At 70.4% G+C, this 19,010-nt stretch carries 14 protein-coding genes and 2 pseudogenes; 9 read left to right on the plus strand and 7 right to left on the minus strand.

Annotated elements, in window-relative coordinates; translation table 11 throughout:
• Positions 1 to 17: 17 nt before the first annotated feature.
• The 6 genes and pseudogenes from AB0P24_RS03595 to AB0P24_RS03620 all read left to right on the plus strand — a co-directional run bounded on the left by AB0P24_RS03595 (position 18) and on the right by AB0P24_RS03620 (position 6,433).
• Complete coding sequence (locus tag AB0P24_RS03595) at positions 18 to 1,064, plus strand: ABC transporter substrate-binding protein (RefSeq protein ID WP_365790523.1); 1,047 nt, start codon at positions 18 to 20, stop codon at positions 1,062 to 1,064.
• Between the two features lie 62 nt (positions 1,065 to 1,126).
• Positions 1,127 to 1,225, plus strand: a pseudogene (locus AB0P24_RS03600) (siderophore-interacting protein); the annotation flags it as partial.
• 178 nt (positions 1,226 to 1,403) lie between these two features.
• On the plus strand, positions 1,404 to 2,846 hold the full coding sequence (desA, locus tag AB0P24_RS03605) for a lysine decarboxylase DesA (protein ID WP_365790524.1): 1,443 nt from the start codon (positions 1,404 to 1,406) through the stop codon (positions 2,844 to 2,846).
• A complete protein-coding gene (locus tag AB0P24_RS03610; protein ID WP_365790525.1) occupies positions 2,830 to 4,107 on the plus strand; it encodes a SidA/IucD/PvdA family monooxygenase in 1,278 nt (425 codons plus the stop codon). The genes desA and AB0P24_RS03610 overlap by 17 nt, the downstream gene beginning before the upstream one ends.
• Positions 4,104 to 4,667, plus strand: coding sequence for a GNAT family N-acetyltransferase (locus tag AB0P24_RS03615; protein ID WP_365790526.1), 564 nt, complete (start codon positions 4,104 to 4,106; stop codon positions 4,665 to 4,667). The genes AB0P24_RS03610 and AB0P24_RS03615 overlap by 4 nt, the downstream gene beginning before the upstream one ends.
• Positions 4,664 to 6,433: an IucA/IucC family siderophore biosynthesis protein gene (locus AB0P24_RS03620; protein ID WP_365790527.1), complete on the plus strand. Its 1,770-nt coding sequence runs from the start codon at positions 4,664 to 4,666 to the stop codon at positions 6,431 to 6,433. Before AB0P24_RS03615 ends, AB0P24_RS03620 begins: the two co-directional genes overlap by 4 nt.
• A 67-nt stretch (positions 6,434 to 6,500) precedes the next feature.
• Here AB0P24_RS03620 and AB0P24_RS03625 read toward each other — a convergent pair.
• Positions 6,501 to 6,752, minus strand: a pseudogene (locus tag AB0P24_RS03625) (family 20 glycosylhydrolase); the annotation flags it as partial.
• Positions 6,753 to 6,921: 169 nt separating this feature from the next.
• Between AB0P24_RS03625 and AB0P24_RS03630 the strand changes: the two are divergent.
• Positions 6,922 to 7,800, plus strand: a complete 879-nt coding sequence (locus tag AB0P24_RS03630; RefSeq protein ID WP_365790528.1) for a DUF4429 domain-containing protein — start codon at positions 6,922 to 6,924, stop codon at positions 7,798 to 7,800.
• A gap of 70 nt (positions 7,801 to 7,870) precedes the next feature.
• Here the strand turns inward: AB0P24_RS03630 and AB0P24_RS03635 are convergent, their stop codons facing one another.
• Complete coding sequence (locus AB0P24_RS03635) at positions 7,871 to 9,436, minus strand: metallophosphoesterase family protein (RefSeq protein WP_365790529.1); 1,566 nt, start codon at positions 9,434 to 9,436, stop codon at positions 7,871 to 7,873.
• Between the two features lie 165 nt (positions 9,437 to 9,601).
• On the opposite strand from AB0P24_RS03635, the gene AB0P24_RS03640 reads away from it, so the two are divergent.
• Both AB0P24_RS03640 and glmS read left to right on the plus strand, forming a co-directional pair.
• A complete protein-coding gene (locus tag AB0P24_RS03640) occupies positions 9,602 to 9,859 on the plus strand; it encodes a hypothetical protein (protein WP_089105178.1) in 258 nt (85 codons plus the stop codon).
• Positions 9,860 to 9,889: 30 nt separating this feature from the next.
• Positions 9,890 to 11,707 (plus strand): glutamine--fructose-6-phosphate transaminase (isomerizing), encoded by a 1,818-nt coding sequence (glmS, locus tag AB0P24_RS03645; protein WP_365790530.1) that lies wholly within the window; start codon positions 9,890 to 9,892, stop codon positions 11,705 to 11,707.
• Between the two features lie 51 nt (positions 11,708 to 11,758).
• On the opposite strand, the gene AB0P24_RS03650 is transcribed toward glmS, so the two are convergent.
• The 5 genes from AB0P24_RS03650 to AB0P24_RS03670 form a co-directional block, all read right to left on the minus strand.
• Complete coding sequence (locus AB0P24_RS03650; RefSeq protein WP_365790531.1) at positions 11,759 to 12,844, minus strand: 5'-methylthioadenosine/S-adenosylhomocysteine nucleosidase; 1,086 nt, start codon at positions 12,842 to 12,844, stop codon at positions 11,759 to 11,761.
• A gap of 81 nt (positions 12,845 to 12,925) precedes the next feature.
• Positions 12,926 to 14,833 (minus strand): dynamin family protein, encoded by a 1,908-nt coding sequence (locus AB0P24_RS03655; RefSeq protein WP_365790532.1) that lies wholly within the window; start codon positions 14,831 to 14,833, stop codon positions 12,926 to 12,928.
• Positions 14,830 to 15,381: a hypothetical protein gene (locus AB0P24_RS03660; RefSeq protein ID WP_365790533.1), complete on the minus strand. Its 552-nt coding sequence runs from the start codon at positions 15,379 to 15,381 to the stop codon at positions 14,830 to 14,832. Before AB0P24_RS03660 ends, AB0P24_RS03655 begins: the two co-directional genes overlap by 4 nt.
• Positions 15,382 to 15,395: 14 nt before the next feature.
• A complete protein-coding gene (locus AB0P24_RS03665) occupies positions 15,396 to 16,745 on the minus strand; it encodes a GTPase (protein WP_365790534.1) in 1,350 nt (449 codons plus the stop codon).
• On the minus strand, positions 16,742 to 18,775 hold the full coding sequence (locus AB0P24_RS03670) for an Hsp70 family protein (protein ID WP_365790535.1): 2,034 nt from the start codon (positions 18,773 to 18,775) through the stop codon (positions 16,742 to 16,744). The genes AB0P24_RS03665 and AB0P24_RS03670 overlap by 4 nt, the downstream gene beginning before the upstream one ends.
• Positions 18,776 to 19,010: the final 235 nt, after the last annotated feature.

A 19,010-nucleotide genomic window follows, 5' to 3' on the forward strand; every position in this document is an offset into this window, starting at 1 on the left:
CGAAAGCGGCCATTCCCATGTCCAACGTCAGAGCAGCCCACCTCACCCGCCGCGGCATCCTCGCCGCCGGTGGCGCCCTCGGCCTCGGCGCCGCACTCGCGGCCTGTGGCGACGACGACACGAAAAGCGGCTCCTCCGGCAAGGGGACGACGGCCGCCAAGTCCGGTCCCTGGACGTTCAAGGACGACCGGGGGACGACCGTGAAACTGGACAAGGTCCCGGCGAACATCGTCGCGTTCGTCGGGGTCGCGGCCGCGCTGTACGACTACGGCGTCAGCGTCAAGGGCGTCTTCGGGCCCACCAGGACCAAGGCCGGCAAGGCCGATGTCCAGGCCGGCGACATGGACATCAGCAAGCTGACCGTCCTCGGCAACGAGTGGGGGCAGTTCAACGTCGAGAAGTACGCGGCGCTTGCGCCCGACGTGCTCATCACCACCATGTTCGACGGCGCCGGCACTCTCTGGTACGTCCCGGACGAGTCCAAGGACAAGATCGCCAAGCTCGCCCCCAGCGTCGGCGTCTCGGCCTACGACCGTCAGCTCACCGTCCCGCTCCAGCGCGTCTGGGCGCTCGCCGAGTCGCTCGGCGCCGACATGACGGCCAGTAAGGTCACGGACGCCAAGAGGCGCTTCGAGGAGGCCTCCGCACGGCTGCGCGCCGCGGCCAAGGCACACCCCGGCATCACGGTGATGGCCGGTTCCGCCGCCCAGGACCTGTTCTACGTCTCCGGCTCCGGCCTCTCCGTGGACCTGGAGTACTTCAAGGCCCTCGGCGTGAACTTCGTCGAGCCGTCGGCGTCCGTGCTGAAGGCGAGCGGCGGCTGGTACGAGTCGCTGAGCTGGGAGAACGTCGACAAGTACCGGGCCGACATCATCATGATGGACGACCGTACGGCGACCATCCAGCCCGCCGACATCACCCAGGCCACCTGGAAGAAGCTCCCGGCGGTCAAGGCGGGCCAGGTCATCGCCCGCTCCCCCGAGCCGATCTTCTCCTACGACAAGTGCGTCGCGATGGTGGACGACCTCGCCAAGGCGATCGAGACCGCGAAGAAGGTCAGCTGACCCCCAAGCCGCCCCGCCCCGATCCAGCACGTCACACAACTTCCTGACTCCCAGGAGCACATATGACGACGGCCGTGGCCGCCCCATTCCGTTTCTTCCCCCTCCGGGTCGTACGGACGAGGCGGCTCGGTCCGTCTCTGGTCCGGGTCACCTTCGCCGGGTACCGGCAGCAGGGCCTGACGGAGGAACAACTCCGCTACGCGGGCGAGTAGTCGGGGGCGGACGGCCGTTCGGCTGTCACGGGAGGGGCAGCACTTGACTCGCGCTAGTTAGGTTAGGCTAACCTAACTGAAGTCGATCGCTCCCTCTCCCGCACGGATCGCCCCGGAGGCCCCCCTCATGCGCTCGCACCTGCTCAATGACCTGACCGCGGAGCACTACCGCCGCTCCGTGACCGAAGGAGTAGAGCGGGTGGCGGCCAGACTCGCCACCACCGACCGGCCGTTCACGGGTGTCACCGTCGACGCCCTCGCCCCCCTCATCGACGGCATCGACCTGGACCGGCCGCTGCACGACACCATCGCGGTCCTGGACGAACTGGAGGACGTCTACCTCCGGGACGCCGTCTACTTCCACCACCCCCGCTACCTCGCCCACCTCAACTGCCCGGTGGTCATCCCGGCGGTGCTCGGCGAGGCGGTGCTGTCCGCCGTCAACTCCTCCCTGGACACCTGGGACCAGTCGGCCGGCGGCACCCTCATCGAGCGGAAACTGATCGACTGGACGACCGCCCGCATCGGTCTCGGCGAGGCCGCCGACGGCGTGTTCACCTCCGGCGGCACCCAGTCCAACCTCCAGGCGCTGCTGCTTGCCAGGGAGGAGGCGAAGACAGGCAGCCCGGCCGGACTGCGGATCTTCGCCTCCGAGGCCGGCCACTTCAGCGTCAGGAAGTCCGCGAAACTGCTGGGCCTGAGCCAGGACTCCGTGGTCTCGATCCCGGTCGACCACGAAAAGCGCATGCAGACGGTCGCGCTCGCGCACGAACTGGAACGCTGCGCGCGGGACGGACTCGTGCCCATGGCGGTCGTCGCCACCGCCGGCACCACCGACTTCGGCTCCATCGACCCGCTCCCCGAGATCGCCGGGCTGTGCGAGCAGTACGGCGTCTGGATGCACGTGGACGCGGCCTACGGCTGCGGGCTGCTCGCCTCCCTGAAGCGCCGGGACCGGCTCGCCGGCATCGAGCGGGCCGACTCGGTCACCGTGGACTACCACAAGTCCTTCTTCCAGCCGGTGAGTTCGTCCGCGGTGCTGGTCCGGGACGCCTCGACCCTGCGCCACGCGACCTACCACGCGGACTATCTCAACCCGCGCCGCATGGTCACCGAGCGCATCCCCAACCAGGTCGACAAGTCCCTCCAGACCACCCGCCGCTTCGACGCCCTCAAGCTGTGGATGACCCTGCGCACCATGGGCGCCGACGGCATCGGCGCACTCTTCGACGAGGTCTGCGAGCTGGCGGAAGAGGGCTGGAAGCTCCTGGCGGCCGACCCCCGCTACGACGTCGTCGTGGCGCCCGCCCTGTCCACCCTCGTCTTCCGTTACGTCCCGGCGGCCGTCACCGACCCGGACGGGATCGACCGCGCCAACCTGTACGCCCGCAAGGCCCTGTTCGCCTCCGGCGACGCCGTGGTCGCGGGCACCAAGGTCGGCGGCCGCCACTACCTGAAGTTCACCCTGCTCAACCCCGAGACCACGACGGCCGACATCGCCGCCGTCCTCGACCTGATCGCCGGCCACGCCGAGCAGTACCTGGGAGAGTCCCTTGACCGCGCGTCCTGAAAACCCCGCCGGAATCCATGACTTCGTGGGGATCGGCCTCGGCCCCTTCAACCTCGGCCTCGCCTGCCTCACCGAGCCGATCGCCGAACTGGACGGCGTCTTCCTCGACTCCAAGCCCGACTTCGAGTGGCACGCCGGCATGTTCCTGGACGGCGCCCATCTGCAGACCCCGTTCATGTCGGACCTGGTCACCCTGGCCGACCCCACCTCGCCGTACTCCTTCCTCAACTACCTGAAGGAGAAGGGCCGGCTGTACTCCTTCTACATCCGCGAGAACTTCTATCCGCTGCGGGTCGAGTACGACGACTACTGCCGCTGGGCCGCGCACCGGCTGACCAACATCCGCTTCGGCACGACGGTGACACAGGTCCGGTACGAGGACGACGTCTACCTGGTGACGACGGCCGCCGGGGAGACCTACCGCGCCCGGCACCTGGTCCTCGGCACCGGCACGTCGCCGCACGTCCCCGAGGCCTGTCAGGGCCTGGGCGGTGACTTCATCCACACCTCGCGCTATCTGCGGCACAAGCAGGAACTGCAGTCCAAGGAGTCGATCACGCTGGTCGGCAGCGGCCAGTCCGCCGCCGAGATCTACCTGGACCTGCTCGGCGAGATCGACATCCACGGCTACCGCCTGAACTGGGTGACCCGCTCGCCCCGCTTCTTCCCGCTCGAATACACCAAGCTCACGCTGGAGATGACCAGCCCCGAGTACGTCGACTACTACCACGCCCTGCCCGAGGCGACCCGCTACCGGCTCACCGCCGAGCAGAAGGGCCTCTTCAAGGGCATCGACGGCGCCCTGATCAACGAGATCTTCGACCTGCTCTACCAGAAGAACCTCGGCGGCCCGGTCCCCACCCGGCTCCTCACCAACTCGTCCCTGAACGCGGCCGCCTACGCCAACGGCACGTACACGCTCGGATTCCGCCAGGAGGAGCAGGGCAAGGACTACGAGATCGAGACCCAGGGCCTGATCCTGGCCACCGGCTACCAGTACGCCGAGCCCGGGTTCCTGGCGCCTGTCCGGGACCGGCTGCGCTACGACGCGCACGGAAACTTCGACGTGGCCCGCAACTACGCGATCGACGTCACCGGCCGGGGCGTCTTCCTTCAGAACGCCGGCGTGCACACCCACAGCGTCACCAGCCCCGACCTGGGCATGGGCCCCTACCGGAACGCGTACATCATCCGCGAGCTGCTCGGCTCCGCCTACTACCCGGTGGAGAAGACGATCGCCTTCCAGGAGTTCGCCGTATGACCACGATGCCGATGCCGATGCCGATGCCGACGCCGTTCGCCTTCCGGCCCCTCGACCCCCACCAGGACGCCGAGCTGCTGCACCGCTGGGTCACCCACCCCAAGGCGGCCTACTGGATGATGCGGGACGCCCGGCCGGCGGACGTGGAGCGGGCGTACCTGGAGATCGCGGCCGACGAGCACCACCACGCGCTGCTGGGCCTCGGCGAGGACGGCCGGCCCGCCTTCCTCATGGAGTACTACGACCCGGCCCACCGCGAGCTGGTCGGACTGTACGAGCCCGAGCCCGGCGACGTCGGGATGCACTTCCTCACCCCCGCCACCGACACCCCCGTGCACGGCTTCACCAGGGCGGTCATCACGGCCGTGGTGGCCCGCCTCTTCGAGGACCCGGCGACCCGCCGGATCGTCGTCGAGCCGGACGTGCGCAACACGGCCGTGCACGCGCTGAACGCGGCCGTCGGGTTCGTGCCCGTACGGGAGATCCAGAAGCCGGAGAAGAAGGCGTTGCTGAGCTACTGCACCCGGGAGCGGTTCGAGAGGGCGGTGGCCGCCGTATGACCCTCGCCGACGCCGTGGCCCACCTGTCCCCCGAACGCTGGGAGAAGGCCAACCGGCTCCTGATACGCAAGGCGCTCGCCGAGTTCGCGCACGAGCGCCTGATCACCCCCGAGCAGGACGGGGACGGTTACGTCGTCCGCAGCGACGACGGGCTCACCCGCTACCGCTTCACCGCCGTCCGCCGCGCCCTCGACCACTGGCAGGTGGACGCCGACTCCGTCTCCCGTACCCGCGACGGCGTCGAACTCCCCCTCGCCGCGCTGGACTTCTTCATCGAGCTGAAGCAGGCCCTGGGACTCAGCGACGAGATCCTGCCGGTCTACCTGGAGGAGATCTCCGCCACGCTCTCCGGCACCTGCTACAAACTCGCCAAACCGCAGATCCCGGCCGCCGAGCTGACCCGGGCCGGCTTCCAGGCCATCGAGGCCGGGATGACCGAGGGCCACCCCTGCTTCGTCGCCAACAACGGGCGGCTCGGCTTCGGCGTCCACGACTACCTGGCGTACGCCCCCGAGACCGCGAGCCCCGTCCGGCTGGTGTGGCTGGCCGCGCACAGGTCACGGGCCGCGTTCACGGCGGGCGTGGGGATCGGGTACGAGTCCTTCGTGCGGGAGGAGCTGGGCGAGCGGACCGTCGAGCGCTTCGACGGTGTCCTGCGCGACCGGGGGCTGGATCCCGCCGACTACCTCCTCATCCCGGTCCACCCCTGGCAGTGGTGGAACAAGCTCACCGTCACCTTCGCCGCCGAGGTCGCCCGCGGCCACCTGGTCTGCCTGGGCGAGGGCGACGACGAGTACCTGGCCCAGCAGTCCGTCCGTACCTTCTTCAACCGCTCGCACCCCGGGAAGCACTACGTCAAGACGGCTCTCTCGGTCCTCAACATGGGCTTCATGCGCGGACTCTCGGCCGCCTACATGGAGGCCACCCCGGCCATCAACGACTGGCTGGCCCAGCTCATCGAGAACGACCCGGTGCTCAAGTCCACCGGCCTGTCGATCATCAGGGAGCGGGCGGCCGTCGGCTACCGGCACCTGGAGTACGAGAAGGCGACCGACCGCCACTCGCCGTACCGCAAGATGCTGGCCGCGCTGTGGCGGGAGAGTCCGGTGGCGTCCCTCCAGGAGGGCGAGTCCCTGACCACCATGGCCGCCCTGCTCCACGTGGACCACGAGAGCGCCTCCTTCGCGGCCGCGCTGGCCGAGCAGAGCGGGCTGGGCGCGCGGGAGTGGCTGCGGTCGTACCTGCGGGCCTACCTCACCCCGCTCCTGCACAGCTTCTACGCCTACGACCTGGTGTTCATGCCGCACGGCGAGAACGTCATCCTGGTGCTGAGGGACGGCGTGGTGCGGCGGGCGGTGTACAAGGACATCGCCGAGGAGATCGCGGTCATGGACCCGGACGCGGTGCTGCCGCCGGCGGTCGAGCGGCTGCGCGTCGACGTCCCCGAGGAGAAGAGACTCCTCTCCGTCTTCACGGACGTCTTCGACTGCTTCTTCCGCTTCCTCGCCGCGAACCTCGCGGCCGAAGGGGTCCTGGCGGAGGACGACTTCTGGCGGACGGTCGCCGAGGTCACCCGTGAGTACCAGGAGTCGGCGCCCGAACTCGCCGACAAGTTCGAACGGTACGACATCTTCGCCCCGGAGTTCGCGCTGTCCTGCCTCAACCGGCTCCAGCTGCGCGACAACAGGCAGATGGTGGACCTGGCGGACCCGTCGGGCGCCCTCCAGCTGGTCGGAACCCTGAGGAATCCCGTCGCGGGGTTCTGATCCGGGCGGACGGGCTCCCCCGAGTACGGTCCTCGGGGGAGCCCGTCGGCGGTTTCACCCCAGGGTGCGGGCCAGGCACCTGCGGCGAGCGGCAGGAGGCGATGCCGAGGGCGTCCCAGCGGGGGACCTGGGCGGCCAGCCGCACCTTGTAGGCGTCCCAGGAGTGGGTGGCGGCCGGCGACCAGCCCGGCTCCGCGACTCCCGGCAGCCGCGGGAAGGCCATGTAGTCGATGTCGGCGTCCGTGACGACGGTCTCGCTCCACAGCGGCGCCTCGGCGCCCCTGGCCGAGGAGGCGGGGGCTCCCAGGAGGTAGGCGCCGACCGTGACAAAGCCGGCCGCCGCGACCAGCAGCGGGGATCCGAGGACGCGGGCCATACGGGGAGTCGTTCTGCGGTGCGATCGCACATGCGCTCCCTTCAGCGGGGGTCGAGACCGGCCAGGATTGGTCGAGACCGCTCTCCCGCACGCGCGGTGGAACAATCCACGCATGGCGGAAATCATCCAGAAGGACGGCATCTGGGCCTTCGACGGAGACGCTCTGCGGCTGGCTCCCGGGCGGGACAGGAACGTCAGTGTGCTGCGCCGGGCCCTGGGTGAACTGGTCGTCCCGCTGGCCGCGTTGGCCGGTGTCTCGTTCGAGAAGGGCCGGAAGTCCGGGCGGCTGAGGCTGCGGCTGCGGGACGGCGCCGATCCGCTGCTGCACGCCACCGGGGGCCGCCTCACCGAACCCCACGACCCCTATCGGCTGACCGTCGAGCCTGAGCGCCACGGGGTCGCCGAGTACTTCACGGACGAGGTGCGCGAGGCGCTGCTGCTGGAGCGGGTGCCGAGCACGCCGGTGCGCGAGTACCTGCTGCCGGGGCCGCCGCTGCCGCTCTCGGTCTCCGCCGGGGACGGCACGGCGTCGTTCGACGGGGCGCGGGTGCGCCTGGAGTGGAACTGGAGGACGGAGGCCGCCAAGGCCGCCGCGGGGCCGCGCACCCTCGCCCTGGCGGACATCCTCGGCGTGGAGTGGCGGCCGTCCGCCGGGCTGGAGCGAGGCTGCCTGCGGTTCCGGGTGGCCGGCGCGCCGGCCGGGGAGCGGGCCGCGTACGACCCGAACGCGGTGGAGCTGTGGGGGTTCGGGCGGGACCCGCTGACGGCACTGGTCGCGGCGGCGGTACAGGCGCGGCTGCCGCATCCGTCGGCGGCCGTCGTACCGAACGCGGCCCGCAAGCCGCAGGCGGCCCGGAGGCCGGAGGCGGCCGAGGCCGATCACGACGCGTTGCTGTGCCGGCTGCGCCGGCTGGGCGAGCTGCGCCGCGAGGGAGTGCTCACGGACGAGGAGTTCACGACGGCCAAACAGGCGGTCCTCAAACGCATGTGAGGACCGCCTGCGGGTGCCCTGCGCCCTGCTTTCCGGGCGGGCGGCCTTGCCCCGGCCTCGCGGCCCGGCCTTACTTGGCCTTGCGCGCCACCGTGAAGTGGTCGATGCGGTCGCCGGTCTCGGCGATGCCCGACACCTTCAGCTTGGCGTACTGGCCGCGCGGTGCGGGCTCGACGTCCACGCGCAGGAAGGAGTAGTTCAGGTAGCGCACCCGGGACCAGGCGACGGTCTCGTTGACCTTGCCGCCCTTGGTGTTGACGAAGGACGCGACGGAGTCGACCTCGTTCAGGTGGCCCTCGTAGGAGTCCGGGGCGGAGAACGCGTAGAGGCTGCGGCCGGCCGCGCCCGCGGTGACGTAGACGACACCCTCGGTCTCGGGGTAGGCCGTCTCGCCGATCGGGAGCTTCTTGACGACGGTGTTGCCCTTGATGACGTCGGTGCGCTCGTACTGGTGGTTGTGGCCGTTGATCACCAGGTCCACCGTGTACTTCTCGAACAGCGGCACCCACTCCTGTCGCACGCCCCCCTCCGAGGCGTGCGCGGTGGAGGTGCAGTAGGCGCAGTGGTGGAAGAACACGACGATGAAGTCGATGTCCTTCGCAGCGCGGAACTTCTTCAGCTGCGCCTCGAACCACGTGGTCTGGGTGCCGCCCGAGATGCCGAGGTTGGCCGGGATCTCGAAGGAGACGTCGTTCGGGTCCAGCGAGATGATCGCCGTGTTGCCGTGGACGAAGGAGTAGACGCCCGGCAGGTTCTTCTTGTCCGGCCCGTTGTCGGGCAGGGTGAAGCGGGCCTCCTCGCCGCCGTAGCCGTTGGGCGAGTACCAGGCCTCCATGTCGTGGTTGCCGTACGAGACCATCCACGGCACGGACTTGGCGACCGACTCGGTCTGGGCCAGGAACTGGTCCCAGGTGCGCGAGTCGAAGCCGGTGTCGGTGGACTTGCCCTGGCCGGCCGGGTCGCCGTAGGCGATGTCGCCGGCGTGCAGGTGGAAGCTGGGGTTCTGGCCGAGGATCAGGCTGTCGTTGGCCAGGGCGTGGTAGCTGACACCCTGGTCGCCGAAGGCCGTGAAGGTGAACGGCTGCTTGTGCGCGGGCGCGGTGGTGAAGGTGCCGATGGTGCCGGCGAACCGGGGCGACGCCGGGTCGAAGCCGTCGTGGCCGACGCCGTAGAAGTAGGTGCGGCCGGGCTTGAGGTTGGCCAGCTTGGCGTGCACGTAGTACTGGGTGTGGTTGCCGCTGGCGCCGATGCCGGCCGGGGTGTAGAGGGTGCGGATCTCGGCGTCGATCTTGACCGAGAGGTGCGAGGCGTGGGTGCCGATGCGGACGAAGGGCTTCTTCACCGCGACCGGGACCTGCCAGGAGATCGTCATCTCCGTGCTGGCGTCGTTGCCGTAGGCCAGGTGGCGGCCGAACGGGGCGACGAAGGCGCCGTCGACGTACTCGGTGGCGGGGGCGGAGGACTGGGTGGGGACGGTGGCCTGGGCGGTGCCGCCCAGGACGAACGAGCCGCCCGTGACGGCGCCGAGGGTGACGGCGCCGCCTCTGATCATGGAGCGCCGGGAGAATCTGGCGCGGAGGTACTCGTGCTGCTCGGCCATGCTCATGCGCTCGGCGAGCTCATCGGGTACGCCCATACGAGGAATGTCCATAGCGTCTGAAAATCGTCCCCCCAGGCAACGATGCGCGGGACACAGGGTGGACAGCGTCCGAACAGAACCCCACAAGAGGATCAACAGGCCGCTGCCCGGAATCGGGCAGGATTCTTGCGAAACCGGCGCCGGTGTCCGAGGATCTACCGGGTGCACGACGAACTTGTTGATCACCTGACGCGGTCCACGCCCCTCAGCCGGGGCGAGGCGCTGCGGGTGATCCAGGATGTGCTCGCCTACTTCGACGAGACGGCCGGGGACTACGTCCGGCGCCGTCACCGCGAGCTCCAGGCGGAAGGCCTGGTGAACGCGGAGATCTTCGAACGGATCGCGGCGGATCTGAAGTACAGGGCGGTCGCTCCGCCGGAGCTCACCCTCCGGCAGCTGCGTCGCATGGTCTACGGCTGACTACGGCTCAGAGATACGGAACACCTATACATGTGCGGAATTGTCGGATACATCGGTAGGCGCGACGTCGCCCCCCTCCTTCTCGAAGGCCTCCAGCGGCTGGAGTACCGCGGTTACGACTCGGCGGGCATCGTCGTGTCCGCGCCGAAGACGTCCGGCCTCAAGATGGTGAAGGCCAAGGGGCGGGTCCGGGACCTGGAGGCCAAGGTGCCCGCGCGCTTCAAGGGCACCACCGGCATCGCCCACACCCGCTGGGCCACCCACGGCGCCCCCTCCGACGTGAACGCCCACCCGCACATGTCGGCCGACCAGAAGGTCGCCGTCGTCCACAACGGCATCATCGACAACGCCGCCGAGCTGCGCCGCAAGCTGGAGGCGGACGGCGTCGCGTTCCTCTCCGAGACCGACACCGAGGTCCTCACCCACCTCGTCGCCCGCTCCCAGGCCGACACCCTGGAGGAGAAGGTCCGCCAGGCGCTGCACCTGATCGAGGGCACCTACGGCATCGCCGTCATGCACGCCGACTTCCCCGAGCGGATCGTGGTCGCCCGCAACGGCTCCCCGGTCGTCCTCGGCATCGGCGACAAGGAGATGTTCGTCGCCTCCGACATCGCGGCCCTGGTCGCCCACACCCGCCAGATAGTGACCCTCGACGACGGCGAGATGGCCACCCTCAAGGCCGACGACTTCCGGACGTACACCACCGAGGGCACCCGGACGACGGCCGAGCCGACCACCGTGGAGTGGGAGGCCGAGTCGTACGACATGGGCGGCCACGACACCTACATGCACAAGGAGATCTTCGAGCAGCCCGACGCGGTCGACCGCGTGCTGCGCGGCCGGATCGACGACCGCTTCTCCACCGTGCACCTCGGCGGCCTCAACCTGGACGCGCGGGACGCGCGTGCCGTGCGCCGGGTGAAGATCCTCGGCTGCGGCACGTCGTACCACGCGGGCATGATCGGCGCCCAGATGATCGAGGAGCTGGCCCGCATCCCCGCGGACGCCGAGCCCGCCTCCGAGTTCCGCTACCGCAACCCGGTGGTCGACCCCGACACCCTGTACATCGCCGTCTCCCAGTCCGGTGAGACGTACGACGTCCTCGCCGCCGTCCAGGAGCTGAAGCGCAAGGGCGCGCGGGTGCTGGGCGTGGTGAACGTGGTGGGCTCGGCGATCGCGCGGGAGGCGGACGGCGGCACGTACGTGCACGCCGGGCCCGAGGTCTGCGTGGTCTCGACGAAGTGCTTCACGAACACGACGGTCGCCTTCGCCCTCCTCGCCCTCCACCTCGGCCGCATCCGCGACCTCTCGGTCCGCGACGGCAAGCGGATCATCGAGGGGCTGCGCAAGCTGCCGGCCCAGATCTCGGAGATCCTCGCCCAGGAGGCGGACATCGAGAAGATGGCCGCGGAATACGCCGAGGCCCGCTCGATGCTCTTCATCGGCCGGGTCCGGGGCTACCCGGTGGCCCGCGAGGCCTCCCTGAAGCTCAAGGAGGTCTCCTACATCCACGCCGAGGCGTACCCGGCCTCCGAGCTCAAGCACGGCCCGCTGGCGCTGATCGAGCCGGCTCTCCCCACGGTGGCGATCGTCCCCGACGACGACCTCCTGGAGAAGAACCGCGCGGCCCTGGAGGAGATCAAGGCCCGTCACGGCAAGATCCTCGCGGTGGCCCACCAGCACCAGGAGAAGGCGGACCGCACGATCATCGTCCCCAAGAACGAGGACGAACTGGACCCCATCCTGATGGGCATCCCCCTCCAGCTCCTCGCCTACCACACGGCGAAGGCACTCGGCCGGGACATCGACAAGCCGAGGAACCTCGCCAAGTCGGTGACGGTGGAGTAGGAGTCCCGGGAACGCCGGAACCGGGACTCTCCGCCGGGTCGCATCCCTGGCTCAGATGTCACCGGCGCCGTCGTGCGTGTGCTGGTAGTCATGGTGCTGGTCCACCTCGTACTGGTCGACGCCGTACTGGTCGACGCCGTACTGGTCGACGGTGGGCCGGCCGGCTTCATGCCCGGTGTCGGGGTGGGCGAGCTGGTCGCCGAGCAGGCTGACGGCGGCATCGGCCAGCGACGCCGACTGCGCGATCTTCAACGCGGCGGAGACGCGAGACGGCGCTTCGGTCCTGGCGGCCTTTCCGTCCCGCCACGGAAAACCGGTGCTCGACAGCAGGATCACGAGGTATTCCACCGCGTTGCGCACCGCATAGCGGCGCCACGCGTTCCGCTCGCGGACCGCGTCGTGTCCCGCGTCCCACTCCTTCTTGTGCTCGTCGGCATGATCGGAGATCCCGCGGATGACGAGGAGGTCCGCCGACTCGTTGCGGTACGCCGCGAGTGCCGCTCCCCCGGCCTCCATGTCCAGCGCGACGAACTTGCGGTTCGCCTCGCGGATCCATCTCGCGAACGTACCCGCCGCCACCACCACATCGCCGGTGGCCACCGGTCCGACGTGCACGTGCGGCGGCGTCGGCCCCTCGCCGCCGCCCGGCCAGCGGCCTGCCGCGCTCTGCCGCCAGCGGGTGAGCGCGGCCTCGCCGGAGCTCAGCCAGCCGAAGTTGCGCACATGGTCGAGGAGCCGGGCGTTGGCGCGCCAGGACTCGGCGGCCCGCTCGAAAGTGACGCCGGATCCGTCGCGGCCCGGGACGACCTTGGCCTTGCGCAGGTGTTCCTGGATCTGATCGGCCACCGCCACGTCGCCCAGCCGGACGTCACCGTCCAGGCCGGCGCCGGTCCCGATCACCACGACCAGCGACACGCCCAGCCGGTTGATCATCCGGTCCGCGGTCAGGGCGGCCTGCGCCTGGCCCATGTCCGACAGCACGCGGATGACCCCGGTGACGGAGCTCGCCGGCAGGTCGAAGCCGTGGTACTGCTCGCCGTCCACGACCTCGGCCCGGGAAGGCGTCAGCGCTTCGCGGACGTACTCGAACTCCTCGCCCAGAGGCACGATCACCCCGACGCGGCGCACTTTCGTCATGGCACGCTCCTGAAAAGATCGTCAGAGGGTACGAACCGGCCGACCGGACGGGTCAGGCCCGGTCCGGTCCGCCGGCGCGGATCAGTCGAGTCGGCCACGCAGGACGGCCGCCGCCTGCATGACCTCCTCCGCGTCGCGCAGTTCCTGTTCCGCTTCGGCCAGCCGCTCCCGCCGTTCCTGAGGTGTCAGTCCTTCGGTCCGGAGCAGGTCCTCCTGGTCCCGTCGGATCTGCGCCGCCAGCTCGGTGAGCCCCCCGTCGATCAGCTTGACCAGGTTCGCCTTCGTTTCCCGGGCGCTCTCCAACACAGCGTCGGCCGCGGTGTTCCGGATCTCGTCGCAGACGATCCCGAGCGTGTCGAGTGCGCCCTGAAGGGTGCGCTTCTGCTGCCGGGACTTCCGGTTGAACACGTGGAACACCCCGGCGCCGATGAGGAACGGCATCACGACGGGTGCGACCAGGGCGACGGCCGCCGCGTTCGCCAGCGCCGCGGCGCCGAGCGCGGTGACACTGACCGCGACGACCCCGCCGGCCAGGACGCCGCGGAGGTCGTTGGGATCGGTCGGCCCGGTGAGCGCCTCGAAGTCGTCCGGCAGCCGGCTGAACACCGCCTGGGTCTCGGTCAGATGGCTCAGTGGGCCGTCGAGTTCGTCGTCGACGAACAACTGGCGTATGCGAGCGATGCCGTTGGTCATCGCGTCCGTGGAGATGCGGTTCAGTTCGGCGAGCACGGAGTCTGGCAGCGTGAGCATCCCCTTGGTCTCCTCGACGATCTCCGCGGTCTTCATGTCCCGCAGTCGGCGCCGGTAGTCGTCGCCGATCTCCTCGGCCCGCTTCCTCGCGTGCCGGGTGACCTCCTTGACGAGTTCCTCGTGGATGTCGTCCAGCACGGCCCGCCAGTGCGCTCCGTCGTTCGTCGTCCATTTCGCGACGCGTTCCGCCCGCTCGTCGATCAACCGCTGCCCGGCGTCGCTTCCGGCGAGCATCTCGACCCGGTCGCGCAGGCGGTTGCGGGACTCCCGGGCCACGGACTCCACCAGCCGGAGCAGGTTCCTGCGATGCACGGTGCGGCCGCGGGTGACCACGTCGTCCAGGATCTCCAGCAGTTCCGGGACACCGGAGTTCTGGTAGAGCCGCGCGCTGATCGGGTCCGCGGGGTCGGCCGCGGCGCGCAGGGCGTTCAACGCGGAGACGGAGACGGCCTTCGTCCTGCTGAAGTAGGCGGCCAGTTCCCGGGCCTCGTCCGGGTCCTCCAGCAGCTTCTCCCAGGCGTCCGCGGAGCGGAGCCTTTCCACGTCGTCGGTCAGGTGCTTGTCCGGGTCCGCCGCCAGGTCCCGTTGGGACTGCACGACGACGCACGTGTCGAGGTGTTTGACGGCCTCGGCGAGAAACCCGCGCTCGGTGGCGCTGATCGGCTCGCCGGGCTTGATCACGAACATCAGGACATCGGCCTCGCCGAGCGCGGCCAGGGTCGCGTAGCGGTGCGATGCCGACAGCCCGCCGACGCCGGGAGTGTCGATGAGTTCGAGGCCGCCGGCCAAGGCCGGTGCGTCGAGCCTGATCTCGACCGATGCGACCCGCGCCTGCGCACCGTGGCGCCGGCGAACGAGGCGCTCGCCGACAACCGTCATGTAGGCGTCGATGTCCGCGCCTTCCAGCAGGATCTGTTCGAGCCCGGAGGCGGTGGCGACGTGGGCCCTGGCGATCAGCCGGCTGCCGTGGCTGAGCACCGTCCATGTCGCGGTGAGCGCGGCGGCCGCATCGGGCAGCAGGCGCCGCCCGATCAGGGCGTTGATGAGGGTGGACTTCCCCCGGGACACCTCGCCGACCACCACGGCCCGGACCGCCGGAGTCCCACGGCGGCGGACCAGCCTGTCGAGGGCGTCAAGAGTGGGCGGTGCGATGAGGTCGTCGGCGAGCGAACGGACGCGCCCCACCAGATAGGTGATCTTCTCGTCGATCGGGTCGGGGCCGGTCGCGGTCGTGCTCATGACTCCTCCGGGGGTTCGAAGACGACGACGTACGCGGCACGCAGCAGCCGTCCCGACGCGGACGCGCCGGGAGAGCGGACCTCGGCCACCGTGTCCCAGCGGCTGCTGTCATCCGTGCCCCGGCTCCCCACCCACTCGTGCTCGAGCGGCTCGAACGCGTCGCCGGGCAGGGGGCGTATCGCAACCACACCGGGGAGTAGCACGACGGCTTCGGCCAGTCGACGACTCAGCTCCGGGTTGGTGACGAGATCGGCCACGTCCAGTACTTCGGTGGCGGTGCGCAGGACATCTCCGGGTGCCGGCCGATCAGCCGGCCCGTCCGGCCGCTCGGCGCTTTCCGACCGTCGCGGCTCCGGTGACACCCCGCTGTCCGGAGGCGGAGACACCACCGGTTCGGGTGCCACGGCACTCTCCGCACCCTCCGTCGTGGGCCGTTCATCGGCTGCCGGGGCGAGGCCGTCCCGAACCGGCGTCCGAGGCCCCCGGGCCAGGTATCCGGCCCAGAAGCCCACCAGGGCGCCGCCCACCCACCACACGATGTCGACCATGGTGTCGTTCCTCATCATCCGGTCAGCTGCCGCACCGCAGCGGTGACGACTGTCTGGGCCACGTCGGCTGCCAGCACTCCCCGGACCCCGGAACCGGTCCGGCGCCGCCAGCGCTGAATCACCGCCGTCAAGGGCTCGGGGAGTTCATGGGGCTCGCCGCGGAGCAGGGCGATCGCCCAGTCCCGGTCGGCGACCGGGATGTCGGCCAGCAGCGAGGTGCTGAGCAGAAGCGCGGCCCGGCGTCGGGGGAACGCCTCGAACTCCGACCGGCTCCACAGGTCGTCGAGCTGTTCGCGAACCACGGCCGCACGCAACGGCCCGCGCCGGTCCGCCCATCGCCGCAGCCGCTCGGTCGCGGCGGTCACGGTCAGCAGGTCGGCGTCGTCGGCCAGCTCGGCAAGCACCTGCTCCAGGCGCGACAGCCGGGAAACCCGTTCGCAGCAGGCCGACAGCGACGCCACGTCGAGCTCACCGGCGGCCGGCAGCTCCGACACCAGCCAGCCGAGACTCGGTGTCAGGGCACGCAGGGGAGCCAAGGCCTCGGCCGCCCAGCCGCGCGCACTCCACACCAGGCTCAGTTGCGCCCATCCGTTCTCCGCGAACCGGCGCAGCTCGGGATCAGCGACGATCACGCGGACGAGGTCCACGTGCTCCTGCCGCACCCGCCCGCACCGCGCCGCCATCGCGAGGTGCTGGCTCACCGCGACACTGCGCACGCACGCCTTCCGGATCAGCAGCCGCCGCTCGGTCCTCGCGGCGGATTCCTCGACGGTCTCCCGCCGCTCGACCGAGTCCTTGATCGCGGTCTCCGAGACGGTCTCCGCCTTGCCGCCGACCAGGACGACGTTGCCCAGATCGCCCGAGCCCAGGGCGATGAAGTCCGCCAACCGTTCGACATCCCCGGCAGCGGGCTCACCGACGACCAGGTAGACCAGCGCGGCAGCGGTGCCGGCCGCGTCGTGCTCCGCGGACAGCAGGTCCAGCGTGGCCTGCTGCACTCCCGAATCCGTGTTGAGACCGGGGCTGTCGATCAGGACGAGCCGGTCGGCGAGCGGGAAGCCGGTCTCGACCGCGCGGTGCCCGCCTCCGAGCGGCGGCTGCCCCGCGAGATCCGGGTGGCGGTACCAGGTCACCTCGGCCGTGGTCTCGCGGCGGTCCACGCCGGCAAGCTCCCGTCCGAGCAGGGCGTTGACGAGTGTCGACTTGCCCGAGGAGACATAGCCCGCGACCATCACCCGTAACGGCTGCCGGCACTGTGCAGCGATGTCGGCCAGGAACCCCTCGCCCCGCAGGTCCTCCTGCACCGCCAGCCACTCGGCCAGAACGGCCAGCGCTTCGGAGGCCGGGCCCGGTCCGGCGATCACGGCAGCACCCCGGAGAACGTCAGGACGGACACCTCGCCACGCTCGTGCCGGGCGTAAGCCACCCCGGTTGTCCCGTCGGCCAGCAACTCGGTCGGGGCGGCGGCGCGTTCGGCGTCCTTCAGGGCGTTCTGCACCCCGGTGCGCGCGTCCAGGGCCCGGTACAGCCGGATCGTCGTGTCGTATGCGACGAGTACCGGGCGGGATTCCACCCGGACGACGGCGAGGGCCGACGCGACGAAGGTCTCGCGCTTCCAGACCGGGGTGAAGCGTTCGCGCGAGCAGTCGTAGCACTGTATGTCCCGGTCCGAGGCAGTGAACACGAGCGATGCCTCCCCGGCGAGCGCGACAGCGGTGCGCGGAGCCGGCCCGGGAAGCTGGAGCACGTCCAGGGGCTCGGCCGTTCCGGGATCGATCAGGGTGATCCGGTCGGCTCCCACAGCCAGCAGGTACGGAACCGCCGTGAAGGCCAGCCGGTGCGGAGGGTGGCCGAGCCGCAGGGATCTCCGGTCGGGGCCGACGATCGACACCACTCCGTCGGAGTCGGCCCATGCGACCTGTCGGCCGCGTGCGGCGGCTGCCACGACGCTGCTCGACGGCTTGACGGAGCCGCTCTGCCAATACGCGCGGTAGGACCGAAGGGGGCGGTCCTCGCCGATGTCCCAGATACACGCGCCACGGTCCTGCGCGACCGTGACCAGCCTGTCGCCGGAGGGGTCGTAGCCCAGGGCCGCCACACCGTGCGGCCGCAGAAGCAGCCTGTCGTCACGCGGGCGCCGTGTGCTGCGGCGGACGAGTTCCACCGGAGCGTCGGCCGACTGCTCGCGCAGGCCGCGCATCGGCGTGCCGACGACGAGCCCGCCCGGCACCGCGACCGCTTGCGACGCCCCCGCCGAGAGCACCGCATGCTCAAGGGTCACCGGCCGCCGGGCCCTGGCGGTGTTCCCTCCCCATGGCCGCGGCATGCTTGCCGCACCGAGCGACACCGCCGCCGTGGCAGTGCCCGGTAAGCCCGACTCGTCCCAGGCGAGGTATTCGACGCCTGTCTCCTCGGCCAGCTCGGCGAGCGCGTCGCGGACGGAGGACAGGCGTGCCGCGCCGCCCGAGACGACCATCGCTTCCGGCCGTGCGGTTCCGCCCTCGATCGCACGCCGCACCCGGCCGACGATCCGGTCGACCAGGTGTGCGGTGGCGTCGAAGAACTCGTCGCGGGCCACTTCGACCGCGATGTCGCCACGCGCGAAGACGGCCGTCCCGGTCTCGGCCGTCATGCGTTTCACCCGTTCCGCCTCGCGGGCCGCGAGGTGCGGCAACGCGTCGCAGAACTCGGTGAACTCCGTCAGGAGCACCGCGTCCCGCGGGTCGTCGGAGAGCGCGGCCGCCACGAGCGCGAGGACTTCCCGGTCGAAGTCGTCCCCGCCGAGGTAGTTGTCGCCGTCGGCGTACCGGACGGTGATCCCGCCGGACGGTTCGAGGCCGAGGACGGCGATGTCGAGGGTGGATGCCCCGACGTCCGCCACGAGCAGGGTGCCCGTGGACTGCCGGGCAGCACGTAAGTGCCACCCGACGGCCTCCGCCTCGCTCAGCAGACCGGAGGGCCGGACCCCCGCCAGCGCCGCTGCTTCGAGGATGGCCGCACGCTGGATCTCGTTCCAGCCCACGGGGTGGGTCAGTAACAGCGGCACCTCCACGCCGCCGGTCTCCTGGAGCACGGCCTGCCAGGCATGGCCGATCACCGCCGCCGCGCAGCGCACGAGCGGGCGCAGGACCACCGCGTCGAACTCCACTTCTTGGTGGACGGGCTCGATCTCGTCGGGACGGTTGATCCGTCTCTTCAGCGCGGCCTGCATGCGGTGCGGGCGGCGTCGGGCGCTGGCGAGCGCACCGACACCGGAGAGGAGCCGCCCGTCCCGGTGGAGGAACACCGCGCTGGAGGACTCGTGTGCTCCGTCGATGAGAACCGGCCTGGAGGAGCCCTTCTCGAAGAGGGCGGCCTTCGTCGCCGAGGCCCCGAAGTCGATGGCGGCGATCACTCAACACCCCCGGTCACGGACGGACTGAGCCGGACCGAGCCCCCGGCGGCATTTTTCGTCAGGAGGACGAACACAGCGGGTTTCAGGCTAGCCACGGGGGGCGAGGTTCGGTCAATACGACCAAATGCGGATTGCTGCCACTCACCCCATACGGCGGGGGACCGGTCTCACCCCGCAGACGTACACCCCCGCCGCACCGATCCCGCACGGGCCGGACGACCGAGCGGACCCCCAC

Origin of the sequence: Streptomyces sp. NPDC086519 (genome assembly GCF_040686075.1) — a bacterium.
GTDB lineage: Bacteria > Actinomycetota > Actinomycetes > Streptomycetales > Streptomycetaceae > Streptomyces > Streptomyces shenzhenensis.